This window comes from Streptomyces dioscori, from assembly GCF_003024195.1.
Classification (GTDB): Bacteria; Actinomycetota; Actinomycetes; order Streptomycetales; family Streptomycetaceae; genus Streptomyces; species Streptomyces dioscori.
Window position 1 is genome coordinate 262,138 of record NZ_KZ679045.1, and the last position, 17,132, is coordinate 279,269.

Annotated in this window: 13 protein-coding genes and 1 riboswitch; of the genes, 9 read left to right on the top strand and 4 right to left on the bottom strand. The window is 72.8% G+C overall.

Features of this window, described 5'->3' with window-relative positions:
• Positions 1–2: 2 nt before the first annotated feature.
• On the bottom strand, positions 3–2,132 hold the full coding sequence (locus C6Y14_RS21780) for an ATP-binding protein (RefSeq protein ID WP_225891198.1): 2,130 nt from the start codon (positions 2,130–2,132) through the stop codon (positions 3–5).
• 444 nt (positions 2,133–2,576) lie between these two features.
• Here C6Y14_RS21780 and C6Y14_RS21785 point away from each other — a divergent pair, with 444 nt between their 5' ends.
• From C6Y14_RS21785 to C6Y14_RS21815, 7 genes are all read left to right on the top strand, one after another.
• Complete coding sequence (locus C6Y14_RS21785; protein WP_225891199.1) at positions 2,577–3,443, top strand: PP2C family protein-serine/threonine phosphatase; 867 nt, start codon at positions 2,577–2,579, stop codon at positions 3,441–3,443.
• Positions 3,444–3,774: 331 nt separating this feature from the next.
• Positions 3,775–3,853: riboswitch (cobalamin riboswitch) on the top strand.
• Between the two features lie 172 nt (positions 3,854–4,025).
• Positions 4,026–5,354, top strand: a complete 1,329-nt coding sequence (locus C6Y14_RS21790; protein ID WP_107018442.1) for a prenyltransferase/squalene oxidase repeat-containing protein — start codon at positions 4,026–4,028, stop codon at positions 5,352–5,354.
• A complete protein-coding gene (locus tag C6Y14_RS21795) occupies positions 5,351–6,070 on the top strand; it encodes an SCO2322 family protein (protein ID WP_225891200.1) in 720 nt (239 codons plus the stop codon). Before C6Y14_RS21790 ends, C6Y14_RS21795 begins: the two co-directional genes overlap by 4 nt.
• 154 nt (positions 6,071–6,224) lie before the next feature.
• Complete coding sequence (locus tag C6Y14_RS21800) at positions 6,225–7,388, top strand: CbiQ family ECF transporter T component (protein WP_107018610.1); 1,164 nt, start codon at positions 6,225–6,227, stop codon at positions 7,386–7,388.
• Positions 7,385–9,106 carry an ABC transporter ATP-binding protein gene (locus C6Y14_RS21805; RefSeq protein ID WP_107018443.1) on the top strand — a complete coding sequence of 574 codons (1,722 nt, stop codon included), beginning with the start codon at positions 7,385–7,387 and terminating at the stop codon, positions 9,104–9,106. Before C6Y14_RS21800 ends, C6Y14_RS21805 begins: the two co-directional genes overlap by 4 nt.
• A complete protein-coding gene (locus C6Y14_RS21810; RefSeq protein WP_107018444.1) occupies positions 9,103–10,044 on the top strand; it encodes an ECF transporter S component in 942 nt (313 codons plus the stop codon). The genes C6Y14_RS21805 and C6Y14_RS21810 overlap by 4 nt, the downstream gene beginning before the upstream one ends.
• A 341-nt stretch (positions 10,045–10,385) precedes the next feature.
• Positions 10,386–10,811: an aggregation-promoting factor C-terminal-like domain-containing protein gene (locus tag C6Y14_RS21815; RefSeq protein ID WP_107018445.1), complete on the top strand. Its 426-nt coding sequence runs from the start codon at positions 10,386–10,388 to the stop codon at positions 10,809–10,811.
• 480 nt (positions 10,812–11,291) lie between these two features.
• Here the strand turns inward: C6Y14_RS21815 and C6Y14_RS21825 are convergent, their stop codons facing one another.
• On the bottom strand, positions 11,292–12,518 hold the full coding sequence (locus C6Y14_RS21825; RefSeq protein WP_107018447.1) for a PucR family transcriptional regulator: 1,227 nt from the start codon (positions 12,516–12,518) through the stop codon (positions 11,292–11,294).
• Between the two features lie 413 nt (positions 12,519–12,931).
• Between C6Y14_RS21825 and C6Y14_RS21830 the strand changes: the two genes are divergently transcribed.
• On the top strand, positions 12,932–13,744 hold the full coding sequence (locus C6Y14_RS21830; protein WP_107018448.1) for an acyl carrier protein: 813 nt from the start codon (positions 12,932–12,934) through the stop codon (positions 13,742–13,744).
• On the opposite strand, the gene C6Y14_RS21835 is transcribed toward C6Y14_RS21830, so the two are convergent.
• Together C6Y14_RS21835 and C6Y14_RS21840 are read right to left on the bottom strand one after the other, a co-directional pair.
• Positions 13,741–14,259: a pyridoxamine 5'-phosphate oxidase family protein gene (locus C6Y14_RS21835; protein ID WP_107018449.1), complete on the bottom strand. Its 519-nt coding sequence runs from the start codon at positions 14,257–14,259 to the stop codon at positions 13,741–13,743. The two genes, C6Y14_RS21830 and C6Y14_RS21835, sit on opposite strands and share 4 nt — an antisense overlap.
• 92 nt (positions 14,260–14,351) lie before the next feature.
• Entirely contained in the window at positions 14,352–15,521 is a 1,170-nt protein-coding gene (locus tag C6Y14_RS21840; protein ID WP_107018450.1) for a steroid 3-ketoacyl-CoA thiolase, read from the bottom strand.
• 341 nt (positions 15,522–15,862) lie between these two features.
• On the opposite strand from C6Y14_RS21840, the gene C6Y14_RS21845 reads away from it, so the two are divergent.
• On the top strand, positions 15,863–17,107 hold the full coding sequence (locus C6Y14_RS21845) for a cytochrome P450 (RefSeq protein ID WP_107018451.1): 1,245 nt from the start codon (positions 15,863–15,865) through the stop codon (positions 17,105–17,107).
• Positions 17,108–17,132: the final 25 nt, after the last annotated feature.

Below are 17,132 nucleotides of genomic sequence, written 5' to 3' on the forward strand. Positions count from 1 at the left end.
CATCAGACACCGTGCAGGTCCTCCGCCGCGTACGCGACACCCCTCGCGTACGACATGGCCAGCCCTTCCGCGTACGCCCGCGTGTAGGCCTCGGTGCCGATCTTCTCCTGGACCAGGTTTTCACAGGCGCGGCGGGCGGACATCAGGTCCGGTGACTGCATCTGGGCACTGCCGAGACGTTCCCAGATGCGCTGGCCGATCGCGAGCAGCCGGGCCGCGCGCCACCCGTCACCGGTCGCCACCACCGCCGAGGCCAGGATGTCGAGGGTGTGGGCGACCCCGAGCGTGCTGTTCAGCAGGGAGTGCGCCACGACGGCCGTACGGGCGTTGCGCGCCGCCGCGGCCAGGTCTCCCTCGGCCAGGTCGATCTGGGCGAGGAAACACTCGGCGAAGGCGCCCGCCCAGCGCTCGCCGCGCCGCCCGCTCTCCGCGCGGACCTCGTCGGCGACCGCCCTGGCGCCCGGCAGGTCCCCGCGCAGCAGGTGGGTCATCGAGAGGGCGAGCCGCACCTGGAGCTGGGCGGAGCCCAGCCAGTCGTCGCGGACCGGCAGCAGATCGGCCGCGGAGAGCACCACCAGCGCCTCGCCGAGCCGTCCGCGCAGGAGCAGCTGCCCGCCGGTGACGTACGCGGCGCCGACGACGGCCACCGGGTCGCCCTGTTCCACGGCCGCCGCCGAGCACACCGCCGCCCAGCGTTCGGCGCTGTCCAGGTCGCCCTGGAGGAGGGCGACCGCGGCCCTCGCCCACAGGGCCCGTACGAGGTCGGGGCCGGGCGCCGGATCGGCGGTGAGCACCTGGTCGAGACAGTGCTGCGCGTCCCGCAGATAGCCGCAGTGACGCCACAGGAAGCCGATGTCGGCCGCCGTGCGCAGGGCGGTGGGGCCGTCGCGCTCGGCCAGCGCGCAGTCCATGGCGGTACGGAGATTGTCGTGTTCGGCGATCACGCGCTCGCACCACAGCAGTTGACGGCCGGTGTTCCACTGCGTGCAGCCGGTGCGCGCGAGGCTGCGGTAGTGGTCGAGGTGACGCAGCCGCAGGGTGCGCTCCTCGCCGAGGGCGCGCAGCCAGTCGCCGCCGAAGTCCCGGACACTGTCCAGGAGTTGGAAGCGCCGCTCGTCCGTGCGGTGGCGCAGCACGATCGACTGCTCGACCAGCCGTTCCAGCAGGGCCGCGATCCGTCCGGCGGGCAGGGGGCCGCCGGAGCAGACGTCCTCGGCGGCGGCCAGGTCGAAGCCGCCGGTGAACACGGAGAGCCTCGCCCACAGCAACCGCTCGACGGGGGCGCACAGTTCATGGCTCCAGCCGATGGCCGTGCGCAGGGTGCGGTGGCGCAGTGGCCCCTCCTCGGTCCCGGTGGCGAGGAGGTCGAGCGGGGACGGCAGCCGCTCGCCGAGCCGTTCGTCGAGTTCGCCGAGGGAGAGTTCGCCGAGGCGGGCGGCGGCCAGTTCGATGGCCAGCGGGATGCCGTCCAGCCGGCGGCAGACGGCCGCGGCCGGGCCGGCCGAGTCCTCGTCGAGCACGAAGCCGGCGTACGCCTCGGCGGCCCGCTGGGCGAACAGGTCGAGCGCGTCACCCGGAAGCCCTCCCGGGCCGGCGGCCCCGTCCTCGTCGCCGACCGGCAGCGGGTCGATCTGTACGCGGACTTCCGACGGATGGCCGAGGTGCTCCCGGCCGGTGGCCAGGAACCGCAGGCCGGGCGCGGCGGGCAGCAGGGCGCGGACGAGGTCCGCGCAGTCGGGGAGCACGTGTTCGCAGGAGTCGAGGACGATCAGCGCCTTCTTGTCCGCGAGCCAGTCGGCGAGCACCTCGGTCACTGGGGACGTCGACCGGTCGGCGAGCCGCAGCGCCTCCACGACGGCGAAGCCCACCAGGCCCTGGGCGCGCAGCGGCGACAGTTCGACGAACCAGACGCCGTCCGGGTACCGGGGCGAGGCGCGGCGGGCGGCGTTCAGGGCCAGCCGGGTCTTGCCGACGCCACCGGTCCCGACGAGCGTCACCAGACGCCCCTGCCCCGCACGCGCCGGATCCAGCAGCTCGTCGAGCCGGGCCAGTTCCCGTCGTCTGCCGACGAAGCTCCGGGTCTCCGGTGGCAGGTTCCCCGACCGTCCCTCGGCCGTCGTGTTCTCCGGCACGGCAACGCCCCTCCCCGCACGGTCCCCTGCACGGCATACGAGCGAGCCCCGCGGGATCGCGCAACCCGGCCAGTCTGACGCGGCCGGCGCGCCACTTCGAACCGCTCCCCCGAGCCGCGGACGAAGTCGGTCCCACGCCGTCGCTTCCGAGCACATTGCGTCGAGATCCGATCAACACCCTGTCCGGGCGGGAGCGGAAGGGGATATTCGGAGACCGTCGCGCGAAGGCCGTCGCGAAGGCCGTCGAGCGGGGCGGGGAGAGAGCGGAGCGAGCGGATGACCCGCGACAGCAAGGAGACGCGACGCGGCCGGTGGCGACGCTTACGCGACCCGGGCTTACGCGATCGGGGCTTACGCGACCGGGGCCGGCCTCCCCGGTGCGGCTCGTCCGGAGACCTCCGCAAGCTCTCGCAGGGGCGGCTCCTCGCTCCCTCGGCGATCTGCGTGCTCATCGCCGCCCCGGCGCTCCTGCTGGACCAGGTCCCGCCCGCCGTCACCTTCACGCAACTGCTGCTCGGCTGCGGGCTCACCGTGCACGCCGTCCGGCAGCGGGACCGGCTCCTCGCACAGCTCGCCGAGGTGCGCGAGGTCGCGCGGATCACCCAGGAGGCCATCGTGCGGCCACTCTCCCGCGACCTCGCCGGCACGCACGTCTCCACGCGCTACCACTGCGCCGTGCGCGAGTCGGCGCTCGGCGGAGACCTGTACGACGTCGCCGTGACCTCCTTCGGTCTGCGGGTCCTCGTCGGTGACGTACGCGGACACGGCCTGGAGGCCATCCGGCTGACCGCCGAGACGGTGGCCGCCTTCCGCGAACTCGCCCACACCGTCCCCGACCTGCCGTCCCTCGCCACCGGCCTGGACGAACGCCTCGCGCCGGACCTGGGCCCGGAGGACTTCGTCACCGCGCTCCTCGCGGAGTTCGCCCCGGGCGAGGTACGGCTGGTCAACTGCGGCCATCCCGCGCCGCTGCGCTCCGGCCAGCGGGTGGAACTGCTCGAACCGGCCGTCACCGCACTCCCGTTGGGGCTGAGCCCCGACCCCCTCCAGTACCGCGTACGCCTTCAGCCGGGCGACCGCCTCCTCCTCTACACCGACGGCCTGACGGAGGCACGCGCCCCCGACGGCACGCTCTTCCCCTTCCTCACGGAAGCGACCCACGCCCTACGGGAGCCCCTCCCCGACGAGGCTCTGAACACCCTGTACGCCCGCCTCCTCACCCACACGACCCACCCCCCGACCGACGACCTGACCCTGATCCTCTGCCAACCCACCCACGCGTCCGCCTTGCCGGCGCGGGTGGGGGGCTAGGGGGTTAGGGGGGCAGGGGGGTGCGTCCCGGGTGCGGGCCGGTGGGGGCTGGCCGCGCAGTTCCCCGCGCCCCTACAAGCCGGGGCTACGCCCCGATCCATCCAACCCCCACCCCAACCTCCCAGGAGCGCGGGGAACTGCGCGACAAGCCCCCACCGGCCCGCAGCCAAGGGGATCAGGCCAGGGCGCAGCCCGCCTCCCAGGGGCGCGGGGAACTGCGCGGCCAGCCCCCACCGGCCCGCAGCCAAGCCACTCCCGAACCACCCCGCCGGCACGCACCCGCGTTCCTACGGGCCGGTACAGTGAGCAGGTCGTCATCACACTCGTACGGGGGGAAGCCGGTGCAAATCCGGCGCTGACCCGCAGCCGTGTGCCGCCCCGTCCGCCGCGGGCGGCAAGCCGGATTGCCCCGTACCGAACGTGACCGGCTCGCGTCACCGGGACCCCCGGTGACCGGCACCGTCGAGGCATACGGAGCCGAGCCGCCCGGGGCTCCGGGCTGCCCGGCTCCTCCCGCACCGGGAGAGCCGAAGGGGCACCCCCGTCGGCGAACCGCTGAGTACAGAGAGGCACCCGCCGATCATGTTTGTCCGCCGCAGCGCCGCGGTACTGGCCGCCACCGCCGTGATCGGTACGGCGTTCGCGCCGGCCGCCCTCGCCGACGAGTCACCCTCCGCGTCCCCGTCCCCGTCGGCCCCCGCGCTCCCCTCGGGCCTGTACGGCAGCACCGACCCGACGTACGACGGTGTCTGGCGGCAGTCGCTGGCGCTGCTCGCCCAGCACACCGTGGGCGTGCGGCCCGCGGCGAAGGCCGTCGACTGGCTCACCGGCCAGCAGTGCGCGAACGGCGGCTTCGCGGCCTACCGCGCGGACCCGGCCACGAAGTGCGACACCAAGACGCAGACCGATACGAACAGCACCGGCGCCGCACTCCAGGCCCTGACCGCGCTCGACGCCGACGACGCGGTGACCGGTGCGGCCGTGAAGTGGCTGAAGTCCGTGCAGAACGAGGACGGCGGCTGGGGCTATCTCCCCGGCGGCGCCAGCGACACCAACTCGACGTCCGTCGTCATCGGGGCCCTGGAAGCCGCGGACACCGACACCGAGGACCTGCGGTCCAAGGACGACCGGACACCGTACGACGCCCTGCTCGGCCTCGCCCTCCCCTGCGGCAAGGGCGACAAGGACAGCGGGAGCGACGGCGGCGCCTTCGCCTTCCAGCCCGACAAGAAGGGCAAGCTCGCGGCGAACGCCGACGCCACGGCCGCGGGCGTGCTCGGCGCACTCGGCGAGGGTCTGGTGACGGACCCCGAGGACGACGGGCCGTCCGCCACGCCCTCCCGCACCGGCACCGACACCGGCAAGGCCGCCGAGTGCGCGGGCGGCGACTCCCCCACCCCGGAGCAGGCCGCGGCCAACGGCGCCGCGTACCTCGTCGGCGCGGTCGCCAAGACCGGTCACCTGGAGTCCGCCCTCGCGGGCGCCGAGGACCAGCCCGACTACGGCAACACCGCCGACACGGTCGTCGCGCTCGCGGCGGCGGGCCGGCCGGCCGACGCCGGCAAGCCGCTGGCCTGGCTGGAGAAGAACTCCGGCTCCTGGGCGGCGGAGAGCGGCCCGGCCGCGTACGCGCAGCTGATCTTCGCGGCGCACGCCACGGGGACGGACCCGCGCGACTTCGGCGGCGCCGACCTGGTGAAGCAGCTCGGCGCGACCGGCCCGGCGGCAGAACCCGCCGCCAAGGACGGCAAGAGCGACAAGGACGACAGGGACGACAAGCAGGCCTCCGAGGGCGCGAACGAGGACGACGGCGGGGTCAGCGTCTGGTGGATCGTCGGTGTCGGCCTGGTCGGCGGCATCGGCGTCGGCTTCCTCCTCAGCACCCGGACCAGGAAGCAGCAGCAGCCGTGACCCGTAACCGCCCGGCCCTGCGCGCCCTGCTGGTCTTGGGCCTCCTGCTCGCCGTACTCGGCACGGCGGGGCAGGCCCGGGCGGTCGGCTATCGCTACTGGTCCTTCTGGGACCGCGATTCCGCCGGCGGTACGTGGGTGTACGCGACCCAGGGCCCGTCGACCGCGCGCCCTGCCGACGGGGACGTCCAGGGTTTCCGTTTCTCGGTGAGCGAGGACTCGAAGCACTCGGCGAAGCCTCGCGGGGAGAGCGGTTTCGCGGCGATCTGCGCGAAGACGCCCGCGCGGGAGGGCGCCAAGCGGGTCGCGCTCGTCCTCGACTTCGGTACGGCGGAGGACGCGCCGTCCGGTTCGACCCCGCCGGATCCGAGCCCGCGTACGGTCTGCGCCCGCGTCGACGAGGACGCGACGACCGCGGACGCCCTCGCCGCCGTCGCCAAGCCCCTGCGCTACGACACGAACGCCCTGCTGTGCGCCATCGCGGGCTACCCCCGTACGGGCTGCGGCGAGGCCGTGTCGGACGACACGGGGTCGGGCGAAAGCCCCGGGGCTTCCCCACCGCCACGCGCGGCGAGCGAACCCGGAAACGGGGACGGAAGCGGAAACGGGGACGGAGACGGAGACGGCGGACCCTCGGTGGGCCTGCTGACCGGAATCGCCGCCGTGGCCGTCCTGGGCGCGGCAGCGACCTGGCAGGCCCGCCGTCGCCGCGGCTGACGACGGGGCACGGACGATGACCACCAGTGAGACCAACGGCGCGATCAACTGCGAGATCAGCGGCGAGACCAACAGCAAGACCAACGGCGAAAACACCGGCCAGGAGCACAGGGCCGGGACCCCAGGGACCCCAGGGACCCCCGGAGCCCCCGCGATGCGCACCGCCCTGCCCTGGTCGCGCCTGCGCGCCCCCCGAGCGACCCGCACCAACGCCATCCACCCCGGCGCCTGGTGGATCTGGGCCCTGGGCCTCGGGACCGCCGCGTCCCGCACCACCAACCCCCTCCTCCTCGCCCTCCTCGTCGGCGTCGCCGGTTACGTGGTGGCGGCGCGCCGGACGGAGGCTCCCTGGGCCCGTTCGTACGGCGCGTTCGTGAAGCTCGCGCTCGCCGTGCTCGGCATCCGGCTGGCCTTCGCCGTCCTCCTCGGCTCGCCCATTCCGGGCACGCACACCCTCGTCACCCTCCCCGAACTCCCGCTCCCCGACTGGGCGCAGGGCATTCGCGTCGGTGGCCGGGTCACCGCCGAAGGCCTGGTCTTCGCCCTCTACGACGGCCTGAAACTCGCCACGCTCCTCATCTGCGTGGGCGCCGCGAACGCCCTCGCGAACCCTGCCCGCCTCCTCAAATCGCTCCCGGGCGCCCTGTACGAGGCGGGGGTCGCCGTCGTGGTCGCCCTCACCTTCGCCCCGAACCTGATCGCCGACGTCCAGCGGCTGCGCGCGGCCCGGCGGCTGCGCGGCCGTCCCGACCACGGTCTGCGCGGGCTGCTCCAGGTCGGACTGCCGGTCCTGGAGGGCGCGTTGGAGCGTTCGGTGGCGCTCGCGGCGGCGATGGACGCGCGCGGGTACGGCCGTTCCGCCGAGGTCCCCGCGGGTGTACGCCGCACCACCGCCGCCCTCACGCTCGGCGGCCTGGTCGGGGTCTGCGCGGGCACGTACGGCCTGCTCACCGCGGAGGGCGGCACCTACGGTCTGCCCGTGCTGCTCACCGGACTCGCCGCCTCCCTGGGCGGCCTGTGGCTGGGCGGTCGCCGCTCGCTGCGCACCCGCTACCGGCCGGACTCCTGGGGCGTACGCGCGTGGCTGGTCGCCGGGTCCGGGGCCGCCGTCGCCGCGCTCATCGTCCTGTACGCCTCGACCGACGCGTACGCCTACGCGGCCCTGCACCCCGGTGTCGTCCCCCTCATCGCGCCGACGCTTCCGCTGTGGCCCGCGGCGGCGATCCTCCTCGGCCTCCTCCCCGCCTTCGTCGCCCCCGCCCCTGCGCCCGCCCCCGCCCTCTCGGACATCCGTACCACCGTCAAGGAGCCCTCATGATCCGCTTCGAGGATGTCTCCGTGACGTACGACGGAGCGCCGGAGCCCACCGTCCGCGACATCGAACTAACGGTTCCCGAGGGTGAGTTGGTGTTGCTGGTCGGCCCCTCCGGGGTCGGCAAGTCGACGCTGCTCGGTGCCGTGAGCGGACTGGTCCCGCACTTCACGGGCGGCACCCTGCGCGGGCGCGTGACGGTCGCGGGCCGTGACACGCGCACGCACAGACCCCGTGAACTCGCCGACGTGGTCGGCACGGTGGGGCAGGACCCGCTCTCGCACTTCGTCACCGACACGGTCGAGGACGAACTCGCCTACGGCATGGAGTCGTTGGGCCTCGCGCCGGACGTGATGCGCCGCCGCGTCGAGGAGACCCTGGACCTGCTGGGCCTCGCAGACCTGCGCGACCGCCCCATCTCCACGCTCTCCGGCGGACAGCAGCAGCGGGTCGCGATCGGCTCGGTCCTCACCCCGCACCCCGAGGTCCTGGTCCTCGACGAACCGACCTCGGCCCTCGACCCGGCCGCCGCGGAAGAGGTCCTCGCGGTCCTCCAGCGTCTCGTCCACGACCTCGGCACGACGGTCCTGATGGCCGAACACCGCCTGGAACGCGTCGTGCAGTACGCCGACCGGGTCGCCCTCCTGACCTCCCCCGGCGCCCCCTTGCTGCTGGGCACACCGGCCGAGGTCATGGCCGTGTCGCCGGTGTACCCACCCGTGGTGGCCCTGGGCCGGCTCGACGGATGGACCCCCCTGCCCCTCACGGTCCGGGACGCCCGCCGGAGAGCGGGAGACCTGCGGAACCGCCTGCGGGCACTCCCGTACGAGGGACCGGGCGCCCCCGGCCCCGTACCCGCGCCCCCGGTGGGTGCCACGGCCCCCGCCCGCCGCCCCCGGCTCTTCCGCAGACGCCCGCCCGGGACACCGGTGACCACCGCCCACCCGGCCGTGGTCACCGGCCTCGCCGTCCGCCGTGGGCGCACCGAGGTGCTCCACGACGTCACCCTGTCCGTCGCCCCCGGCGAGACCGTCGCACTGATGGGCCGCAACGGCGCAGGCAAGTCGACTCTGCTCTCCGCCCTCGTCGGTCTCGTTCCCCCGTCGGCGGGTTCGGTCCGCGTCGGCGGGCTCCAGCCCCATCGCACGGCGCCCGGTGACCTCATCCGCCACGTCGGCCTCGTACCGCAGGAGCCCCGGGACCTGCTGTACGCGGACACCGTGGCCGGGGAGTGCGCGGCGGCGGACTCGGACGCCGGGGCCGGCGCGGGCACCTGCCGGGCCCTGGTGTCCGAACTGCTTCCGGGCATCGCGGACGACACGCATCCGCGCGACCTGTCGGAGGGGCAGCGGCTCACGCTGGCCCTGGCGGTCGTACTGACGGCCCGGCCGCCCCTGATCCTCCTCGACGAGCCGACCCGCGGCCTCGACTACGCGGCCAAGTCCCGTCTGGTCACGCTGCTGCGGGCGCTCGCGGCCGAGGGCCACGCCATCGTCCTCGCCACCCACGACGTGGAGCTGGCCGCCGAGCTCTCGCACCGGGTCGTCATCCTCGCGGACGGCGAACCCGTCGCCGACGGCCCGACGGCGGAGGTCGTCGTCGCCTCCCCGTCCTTCGCCCCGCAGGTCACCAAGATCCTCTCCCCGCAGAAGTGGCTCACGGTCTCCCAGGTGCGCGAGGCGCTGAACGCGTCAGGGCCGGCGGCAGGGGGCGCACGCTCATGAACATCCGCCCCCAAGCCCAGCCTCGGCCCCGGACCCGGCCCCAGGCCCAGGCCCGACCCATCCGGCTGGGCCCGCGTTCCGTCGCCGCCCTCGCCCTGGTCGGTGCCGTCGGGCTGGCAGCGCTGACTTGGCCCTTCTTCAGCGGGCCGTCCTCGCAGGTGGGCGCCCACTCGAAGGACGCGCCCTGGCTGTTCGCGGGGCTGCTCGTGCTGCTGGTCGGGGTCGTCGCGGCGACGATCTCCGAGTCGGGTCTCGGCCCCAAGGCCGTGGCCATGCTCGGGGTGCTGGCCGCGACCGGGGCCGCGCTGCGCCCGATCGGAGCCGGTACGGCGGGCATCGAGCCGATGTTCTTCCTGATGGTGCTGAGCGGACGGGTACTGGGGCCGGGGTTCGGCTTCGTCCTCGGGTCGGTCACGATGTTCGCGTCCGCGCTGCTCACGGGCGGGGTCGGGCCGTGGATGCCGTTCCAGATGCTGTCCATGGGCTGGTTCACCATGGGCGCGGGGCTGCTTCCGGGCCCGGACCGGCTGCGGGGCCGGGGCGAGCTGGCGATGCTGGCCGCGTACGGCTTCGTGGCGGCTTTCGCGTACGGCACCTTCATGAATCTGGCGGGCTGGCCCTTCATGGACGCGCTGTCGTCGAACGTGGCCTTCGACGCGCACGACGCCATGCACACGAATCTGGCCCGGTTCGTCGCGTACTGCCTGGCCACTTCGCTCGGCTGGGACCTGGGCCGGGCCACGGTGACGGTCGTCCTGACCCTCACTCTCGGCGCGACGGTCCTCAAGGCGCTCCGCCGGGCCACGCGCAGGGCGGCCTTCGAGACGCCGGTCACGTTCGCGGCCCCAGACAGTGACCGCGACGGTGACCATGATGGCACCAACGCCGGCGAGCACGATGGTGCGGCGCCGGTCACACCACCCGGCCGCACTCTGTAGAAACAGCAACTACATGCTGTCACGCGGACCGTGCTCAGCTCGTGAGGCGGCCCACAGGACCTTGGTCCTCCACTACGGGCGACCGTAGACCGCGACTCTTGTCATGCCCACGGTCCAACCGCCTCTGACCTGCGGATTGAGAGCCACATCACAGAGGGACCTTTCGCGACGGGTACGACCACAACTAGCAAAAGGGGTCATTGCGGACAGGCTTCCGGCCTGGTTCATTGGTGGAGTCGCAAGGCGCCGACGTGCCCCTCAGGGCCTCGGCGCCGCCGCATGCCAGGGCTGGACGTCAGGGCGTACGAGCGACCGTCCCGTCCCCGAAGAAAAGGTTCTCCGTGTCCTTCTCCACCCGTATTCGTCTCATCGCCACCCCGAAGAAGGCCCTCACCGGCGCCGCCGTGGCGGCCGCCACCGCCGGCATGGTCGTCGCGGCGGGCCCCGCCCAGGCCGCGACCCCCACGGTGGCCTCCTCCGCGTCGGCCAAGACGATCGCGCAGAAGATGATCCACGACGACGCCCAGTACAAGGCGTTCTCGAAGATCGTCGAGCACGAGAGCGGCTGGGACGTCGACGCCACGAACTCCTCCTCCGGCGCCTACGGCCTGGTCCAGGCCCTGCCCGCCTCGAAGATGTCCTCCGCGGGCTCCGACTGGAAGACGAGCGCGAAGACCCAGATCAAGTGGGGCCTCGACTACATGAACGACCGCTACGGCAGCCCGGTGGGCGCATGGAACTTCTGGCAGGCCAACGGCTGGTACTGAGCCCAACCCACTAGATCCCGCCCCGACAGCGCCCCGACCCGTCAAGGCCGCGGCCCGTCAGCGTCCCGACCCGTCAGGGCCGCAGCCCGTCAGCGCCCCGACCCGTCAGGGCCGCAGCCCGTCAGCGCCCCGACCCGTCAGGGCCGCAGCCCGTCAGAGTCGCGCGGCCCCATCAGGGTCCCGGCCCATCATGGGTCCCGGCCCGACACGGGCGCCCCGTCAGGGGCGCGGGGAACTGCGCGACCAGCCACGACGCACCCGCAGCCACACCACCGGCCTCCCAGCGGGGCGCGGGGCCGACACCGGCCCGCCCGGCAAGGCAAAACCCCCGTACGCGAAGGCGGCGACCCCGATCCCCGGGCCGCCGCCTCCGCCATGCCCGGCGCACGCCCGGCGCCACGCATGCCCGGCGCCACGCACGCGCCGCGCCGCGCCGCACCACGCATGCCCCGCGCACGCGCTCCGCGCCCCGCGCCAAACTCAGCCCCAAGCCCCAGCCCGCACCCGCGCCACAGCGCTGCTGAGAAGACGCACACCCCTGGTGGAACCGGGGTCCACACCGGTCAGAGCCCGCACCCGGCGCAGCCGATAGTCCAGGGTGCGCGGATGGACGTGCAGCACGGCAGAAGCCCGCAGCCGGTTCATGTCGGCGCGATAGTAGGCGTCCAGCGTCGCCACGAGATCGGGCCCCTCCGCCAGACGCCCGGTGAGGTCGCGTAACCAGTCGTCGAGCTGGGGCAGCTGCACCAGTCCCATCTCGACGAACACGTCGGCGGCCGTGCAGGCCCGGTCGGGGGAACCGGCGACGGGCGCGGCCCTGCTGACCAGCCGGGCCGTCCGCGCGGTCTCGGCCAGCGCGGAGACCGCCCCGGTGGCCGTGCCGACCGCGCACGGCAGTCCGACGGCCGCCGCGAAGTCCCGGGCGAGCGCGAGCACGCGGCGGTCCACCGCGGCCGGGTCGGTGTCGTCGGCCGGGACCAGCGCGACGAACTCCTCCGGCCGCCGCCAGATCATGGGCACCCGATGGCTCAGGAGGAACGGTTCGAGCAGCGCGCCACGCGCCCCGCTGTCCGGCAGGGTGCCTGACGCCGGGAAGCGGAGCACGGTGACGGCGTAGCGGCCTGGAGTGGGCAGCCCCAGGTTCCGGGTGGCCTCGGGGGCCGCGGGGTCGTCGGCGAGGAGCAGCTTCGCGCACGCCTGGACCCGCGCCACCGCCGACAGCGCAGGGGAGCGCGAGCGCCCCTTCTCGAAGGCGAGCGCATAGGCGCCGCGAGCCGTGCCGGCCTGCGCGGAGAACCAGGTGACCATCCGCAGCAGGCCGTCCAAGTCGTGGGTGGCGGGGGCCTCGCCGATCTCCCGCAGCATGGAGCCGGTGTGTGGTGTGAGGGCGCTCCGCTGGGACGGTTCGGAGAACCTCTTCGCCCCGCGGTCCTGTCCGATCGTCGAGATGTGGGAGAGGTCGTCGTCCGAGAGCGGGGATCCCTCCCGGGTGAGGGAGGTGGTGCGGCGGCGGACGGACACCGCGAATTCCATGATCGCGTCGTAGAGTCTCGCGTCATTGCGCGCGCGGTGGTGTTCGGGGAGTTCCTTCGCGTACATCTCGACTGCGTTCTTGGCGTTCTCCGTGACCCAACTCTTCAGGATCTCCGGGGTCTCCGGGGTCTCCGGGGTCTCCGGGGTCTCCGGGATTTCGAAATCATCCCGCACGATCGCTCCTCCGTAGGCTGCGTAGCTCCTGCCGTAACCCTTGCCGTGACTCCCGGCAGCGGGTCATGCCCATGTCAGCCATGCGCCTCGCCGCCACCCCTGGGCATTCGCAGGAACACGCCTGCCGGATTTCACCCTCGGCGCCCCGCGTGCGCCCGGGGCACGCCCGGCGTCCCGCAGCCGTCATCCAGGTGAACTCGAAACCCGTACAAATCAGCCCCCTGCGACAGCCCTGTAACGGGCCCCGCACAGGTACAACTCCCGTTCCGCCCGGCCGGTCGAACCCGGTGCGTCGCACAACTGCGCCGTGGCGGAACCGGTGCCGCCCGGCGCGACTCCTTCAGTCCCGATCCGCAGCCCCGATCCGCAGCCCCGACCGTTCTCGCTGTCCCGACCGAACCAGGAGTTGACCTGTGCCCAGGAAGTCCCTGCCGACGCGGCTCGCCACCGTCGCCGCGCTCCTGCTCACCGCCGGAGCCCTGTCCGCGCCCACCGTCTCCGCGAACGCCGCGGACGCCGCTCCCGGCGACGCCTACGTGCTGACCGTGAGCACCGACCCGGCCACCACCGACCACGACCACCGCCGTGTCGACGTCACCGGCACCGTCACGAAGGCGGACGGCACCCCGGCGCCCCACATCCCCGTCACCGTCGAGGAGGTCGTCCGCTTCACCACCTGGAACCCGTGGGGCGACCCGATCGACCCCACCTACTACGAGCCGCGCGAGCTGGGCAGGCCGGTCAGCGACGCCGACGGCAGGTTCACGATCCCGGACGTCGCCATCGACCACGTGGGCGCGAGCAGTCTGCTCAACGTCCAGCAGGGGGTGCAGATCACGGCCTTCTACGACGAGGACGGCGACCTGAACACCCCGCAGGACGGCTACTTCGCCGACACCACCGTGACCACCGACGCCAGGCCCAGCTCCGTCACCTACACGGTCAACAGGAAGAGACTGAAGGCAGGCGACATCCTGATCGTCCAGGGCAGGGTCGCCCTCCCCGAAGGAGTCGGGCCCGGCGGCACCGAGGTCTTTCTGCAGACCTACTGGGAGAGTCAGTACCGCGTGAAGACGACCACCAGGGCCGACGGCACCTTCATGCTGCTCGCACGAGTCCGCGACTACGACGACACGTTCACACTGCACTCGGCCCCGAGGGACATGTACGTCTCCGGCACGACCGAGCCCCTCCCCGTCATCAACACCTCACTGCCACGCGCCTAGGCCGGATTCGAGACCTGGCCGCCGGTCCGTGGGTCACCCTCGCCCGGGCGGGGGTGACCCACCCATGTCCCGTCGCGCATGACGACCCTGCCGCGCAGTTCCGGCTCGCCGCGCCAGGCGCGCACGGTCCTCGGCACCACACGTACGTACACGAAGGGCCCCTCCTCGGCGCGCGGGTCCCAGCCGAACTTGCCGGCGAACCCCTCCGCGGCGTCCGGGGGCACCCGCTCGCCGGGGAAGCACTCGGCCTCGCCCTGGAGCAGCACCACGTCGAAGGTGTCCGGCAGGGCGAGGCGCACGCGCGGCTCCGCACTCACGTTCCGGGCGGTCACGGAGGTCGCGCCGGTGCACATCCAGACCGCTCGCCCGTCCCACCAGAACCACAGGGGCACCTGGTGCGGCCCGCGCTCCGGATGAGCCGTCGACACCCAGACGTCCCGTTCCGTACGGAGGCGTTCCAGCGTGTCGCGCGTGCGCTCCGGCGTCCGGCGAGGCTCCGTTCCCATGATCCGCATGGCTGCCGACCCTAACCAAGGGGGCCCGCGGTCCGCATGAGGCGCGGGACCTGGTCCCAGCGACCGACGCTCCCTCCGCTCCGAGCCCCCGCTCAGAGCCGCTGAATGATCGTCCCCGTGGACAACGCCCCACCCGCGCACATCACGATCAGTGCGAACTCCTTGTCCCTGCGCTCCAGTTCGTGGAGTGCCGTGGTGATGAGGCGCGCCCCTGTGGCGCCCACCGGATGCCCGAGTGCGATCGCGCCGCCGTTCACGTTCACCTTCGCCAGGTCCTGGTCGAAGACCTGGGTCCAGCTCAGCACCACGGAGGCGAAGGCCTCGTTGATCTCGACGATGTCGATGTCCTTCAGGGTCATCCCGGCCTTGCCCAGGACGGCTTTCGTCGCGTCGATCGGGCCGTCGAGGTGGAAGTGCGGGTCGGAGCCGACCAGCGCCTGGGCCACGATCCGGGCGCGGGGGCGCAGTTTCAGCGCCCGCGCCATCCGCTTCGACGCCCACATGATCGCGCAGGCGCCGTCGGAGATCTGCGAGGAGTTGCCGGCGGTGTGGACGGCCGTGGGCATCACCGGCTTCAACTTCGCCAGCGCCTCCATGGACGTGTCACGCAGGCCCTCGTCGCGGTCGACCAGCCGCCACATGCCCTGCCCGGCGCGCTGCTCGTCCTCCGTCGTGGGCACCTGCACGGCGAACGTCTCGCGCTTGAAGCGTTCCTCCGACCAGGCGACGGCCGCGCGCTCCTGGGAGATGAGCCCGAGCGAGTCCACGTTCTCCCGCGTCAGGCCACGATGGCGGGCGATCCGCTCCGCGGCCTCGAACTGGTTCGGCAGGTCCACGTTCGACTCGTCGGGGAACGGCTTGCCCGGCCCGTGTTTGGAGCCGGAGCCCAGCGGCACCCGTGACATGGCCTCGACGCCGCACGAGATCCCGACGTCGATCACGCCGGCCGCGACCATGTTGGCGACCATGTGCGAGGCCTGCTGCGAGGACCCGCACTGGCAGTCGACCGTGGTCGCCGCCGTCTCGTACGGCAGTCCCATCGTCAGCCAGGCCGTGCGGGCGGGGTTCATGGACTGCTCACCGGCGTGCGTCACCGTGCCGCCGACGATCTGCTCGACGCAGTCCGCGTGGATGCCGGTGCGGCCGAGGAGTTCACGGTAGGTCTCGCCCAGCAGATAGGCGGGATGCAGGTTGGCGAGCGCGCCACCGCGCTTGCCGATGGGGGTGCGTACGGCTTCGACGATCACGGGTTCCGCGGCCATGGGGAGTTCCTCTCCTCGGGTCACCCGCGCGGCGCGGGCGTCCCGGCCCACCCGCCACGCTGAACTAGTACGCGTTCTAGTTCTGTGTGCAGTCTGCTGACCCGTCGTCCGCCACCGCAAGGGTCGTGCAGCTCCCGAAGTCGCGATCTGCACGGACCTTGCACAGAAGTGGACCCCGAACGGAAAGGCGGCACACATCGAGATTCGGGGTGCCGCACCTCTTGCCTCTTGTAGAACCCGTTACTACCTTCACGGCAATTCCCGGTGCTGATGGACCGTCAGTTCTTGACCGCCGTACGACCTGGACTCCACGACCTGGACTTCACGACCTGGAGTTGCCGATGCCCTGTCCAGCGCTGCCCGACGGGTTCGATTTCACCGACCCCGATCTGCTGCACCACCGCGTACCCCTCCCGGAGTTCGCCGAGCTGCGCCAGGCCGAGCCGGTCCGCTGGATCCCCCAGCCGGCCAACGTCGCCGGCTTCCAGGACGAGGGCTACTGGGCCGTGACCCGGCACGCCGACGTCAAGTACGTCTCCACGCACCCGGAGCTGTTCTCCTCCACCCTCAACACCGCGATCATCCGCTTCGGCCCGCACATGGAGCGGGACGCGATCGACGCCCAGCGGCTGATCCTGCTCAACATGGACCCGCCCGAGCACACCCGGGTCCGCCAGATCGTCCAGCGCGGCTTCACCCCGCGCGCCATCCGCGCCCTGGAGCAGAACCTGCACGACCGCGCGACCCGGATCGTCGAGACCGCCCTCGCGAGCGCCGGCCCCGGCGGCTCCTTCGACTTCGTCACCCAGGTCGCCAGCGAACTGCCCCTGCAGGCGATCGCGGAACTCATCGGCATCCCGCAGGACGACCGCGCCAAGATCTTCGACTGGTCCAACAAGATGATCGCGTACGACGACCCGGAGTACGCGATCACCGAGGAGATCGGCCAGGAGGCCGCCACCGAGATCCTCGCCTACGCGATGAACATGTCGGCCGACCGCAAGCAGTGCCCCGCCAAGGACATCGTCACCACGCTGGTGGCCGCCGAGGACGAGGGCAACCTCGCCTCCGACGAGTTCGGCTTCTTCGTACTGATGCTGGCCGTCGCGGGCAACGAGACGACCCGCAACGCCATCACGCACGGCATGCACGCCTTCCTCACCCACCCCGACCAGTGGGACCTCTACAAGCGGAAGCGCCCGGCGACCGCCGCGGAGGAGATCGTCCGCTGGGCCACGCCCATCGTCGCCTTCCAGCGCACCGCGACCCAGGACACCGAACTGGGCGGCAAGCAGATCAGGAAGGGCGACCGCGTCGGCCTCTTCTACTCGTCCGCCAACAACGACCCGGAGGTCTTCGACACACCGGAGGTCTTCGACGTCGACCGCGACCCGAACCCGCATCTCGGCTTCGGGGGCGGCGGCCCGCACTTCTGCCTCGGCAAGTCCCTGGCCACCCTGGAGATCGACCTCATCTTCAACGCGATCGCCGACGCGATGCCCGGGGTGCACCTGGCGGGCGACCCGCGCCGGCTGCGCTCGGCCTGGATCAACGGAGTGAAGGAACTCCAGGTCGGCGTCGACTGAGGAGTGCCGGCCGAAGAATCCCGCC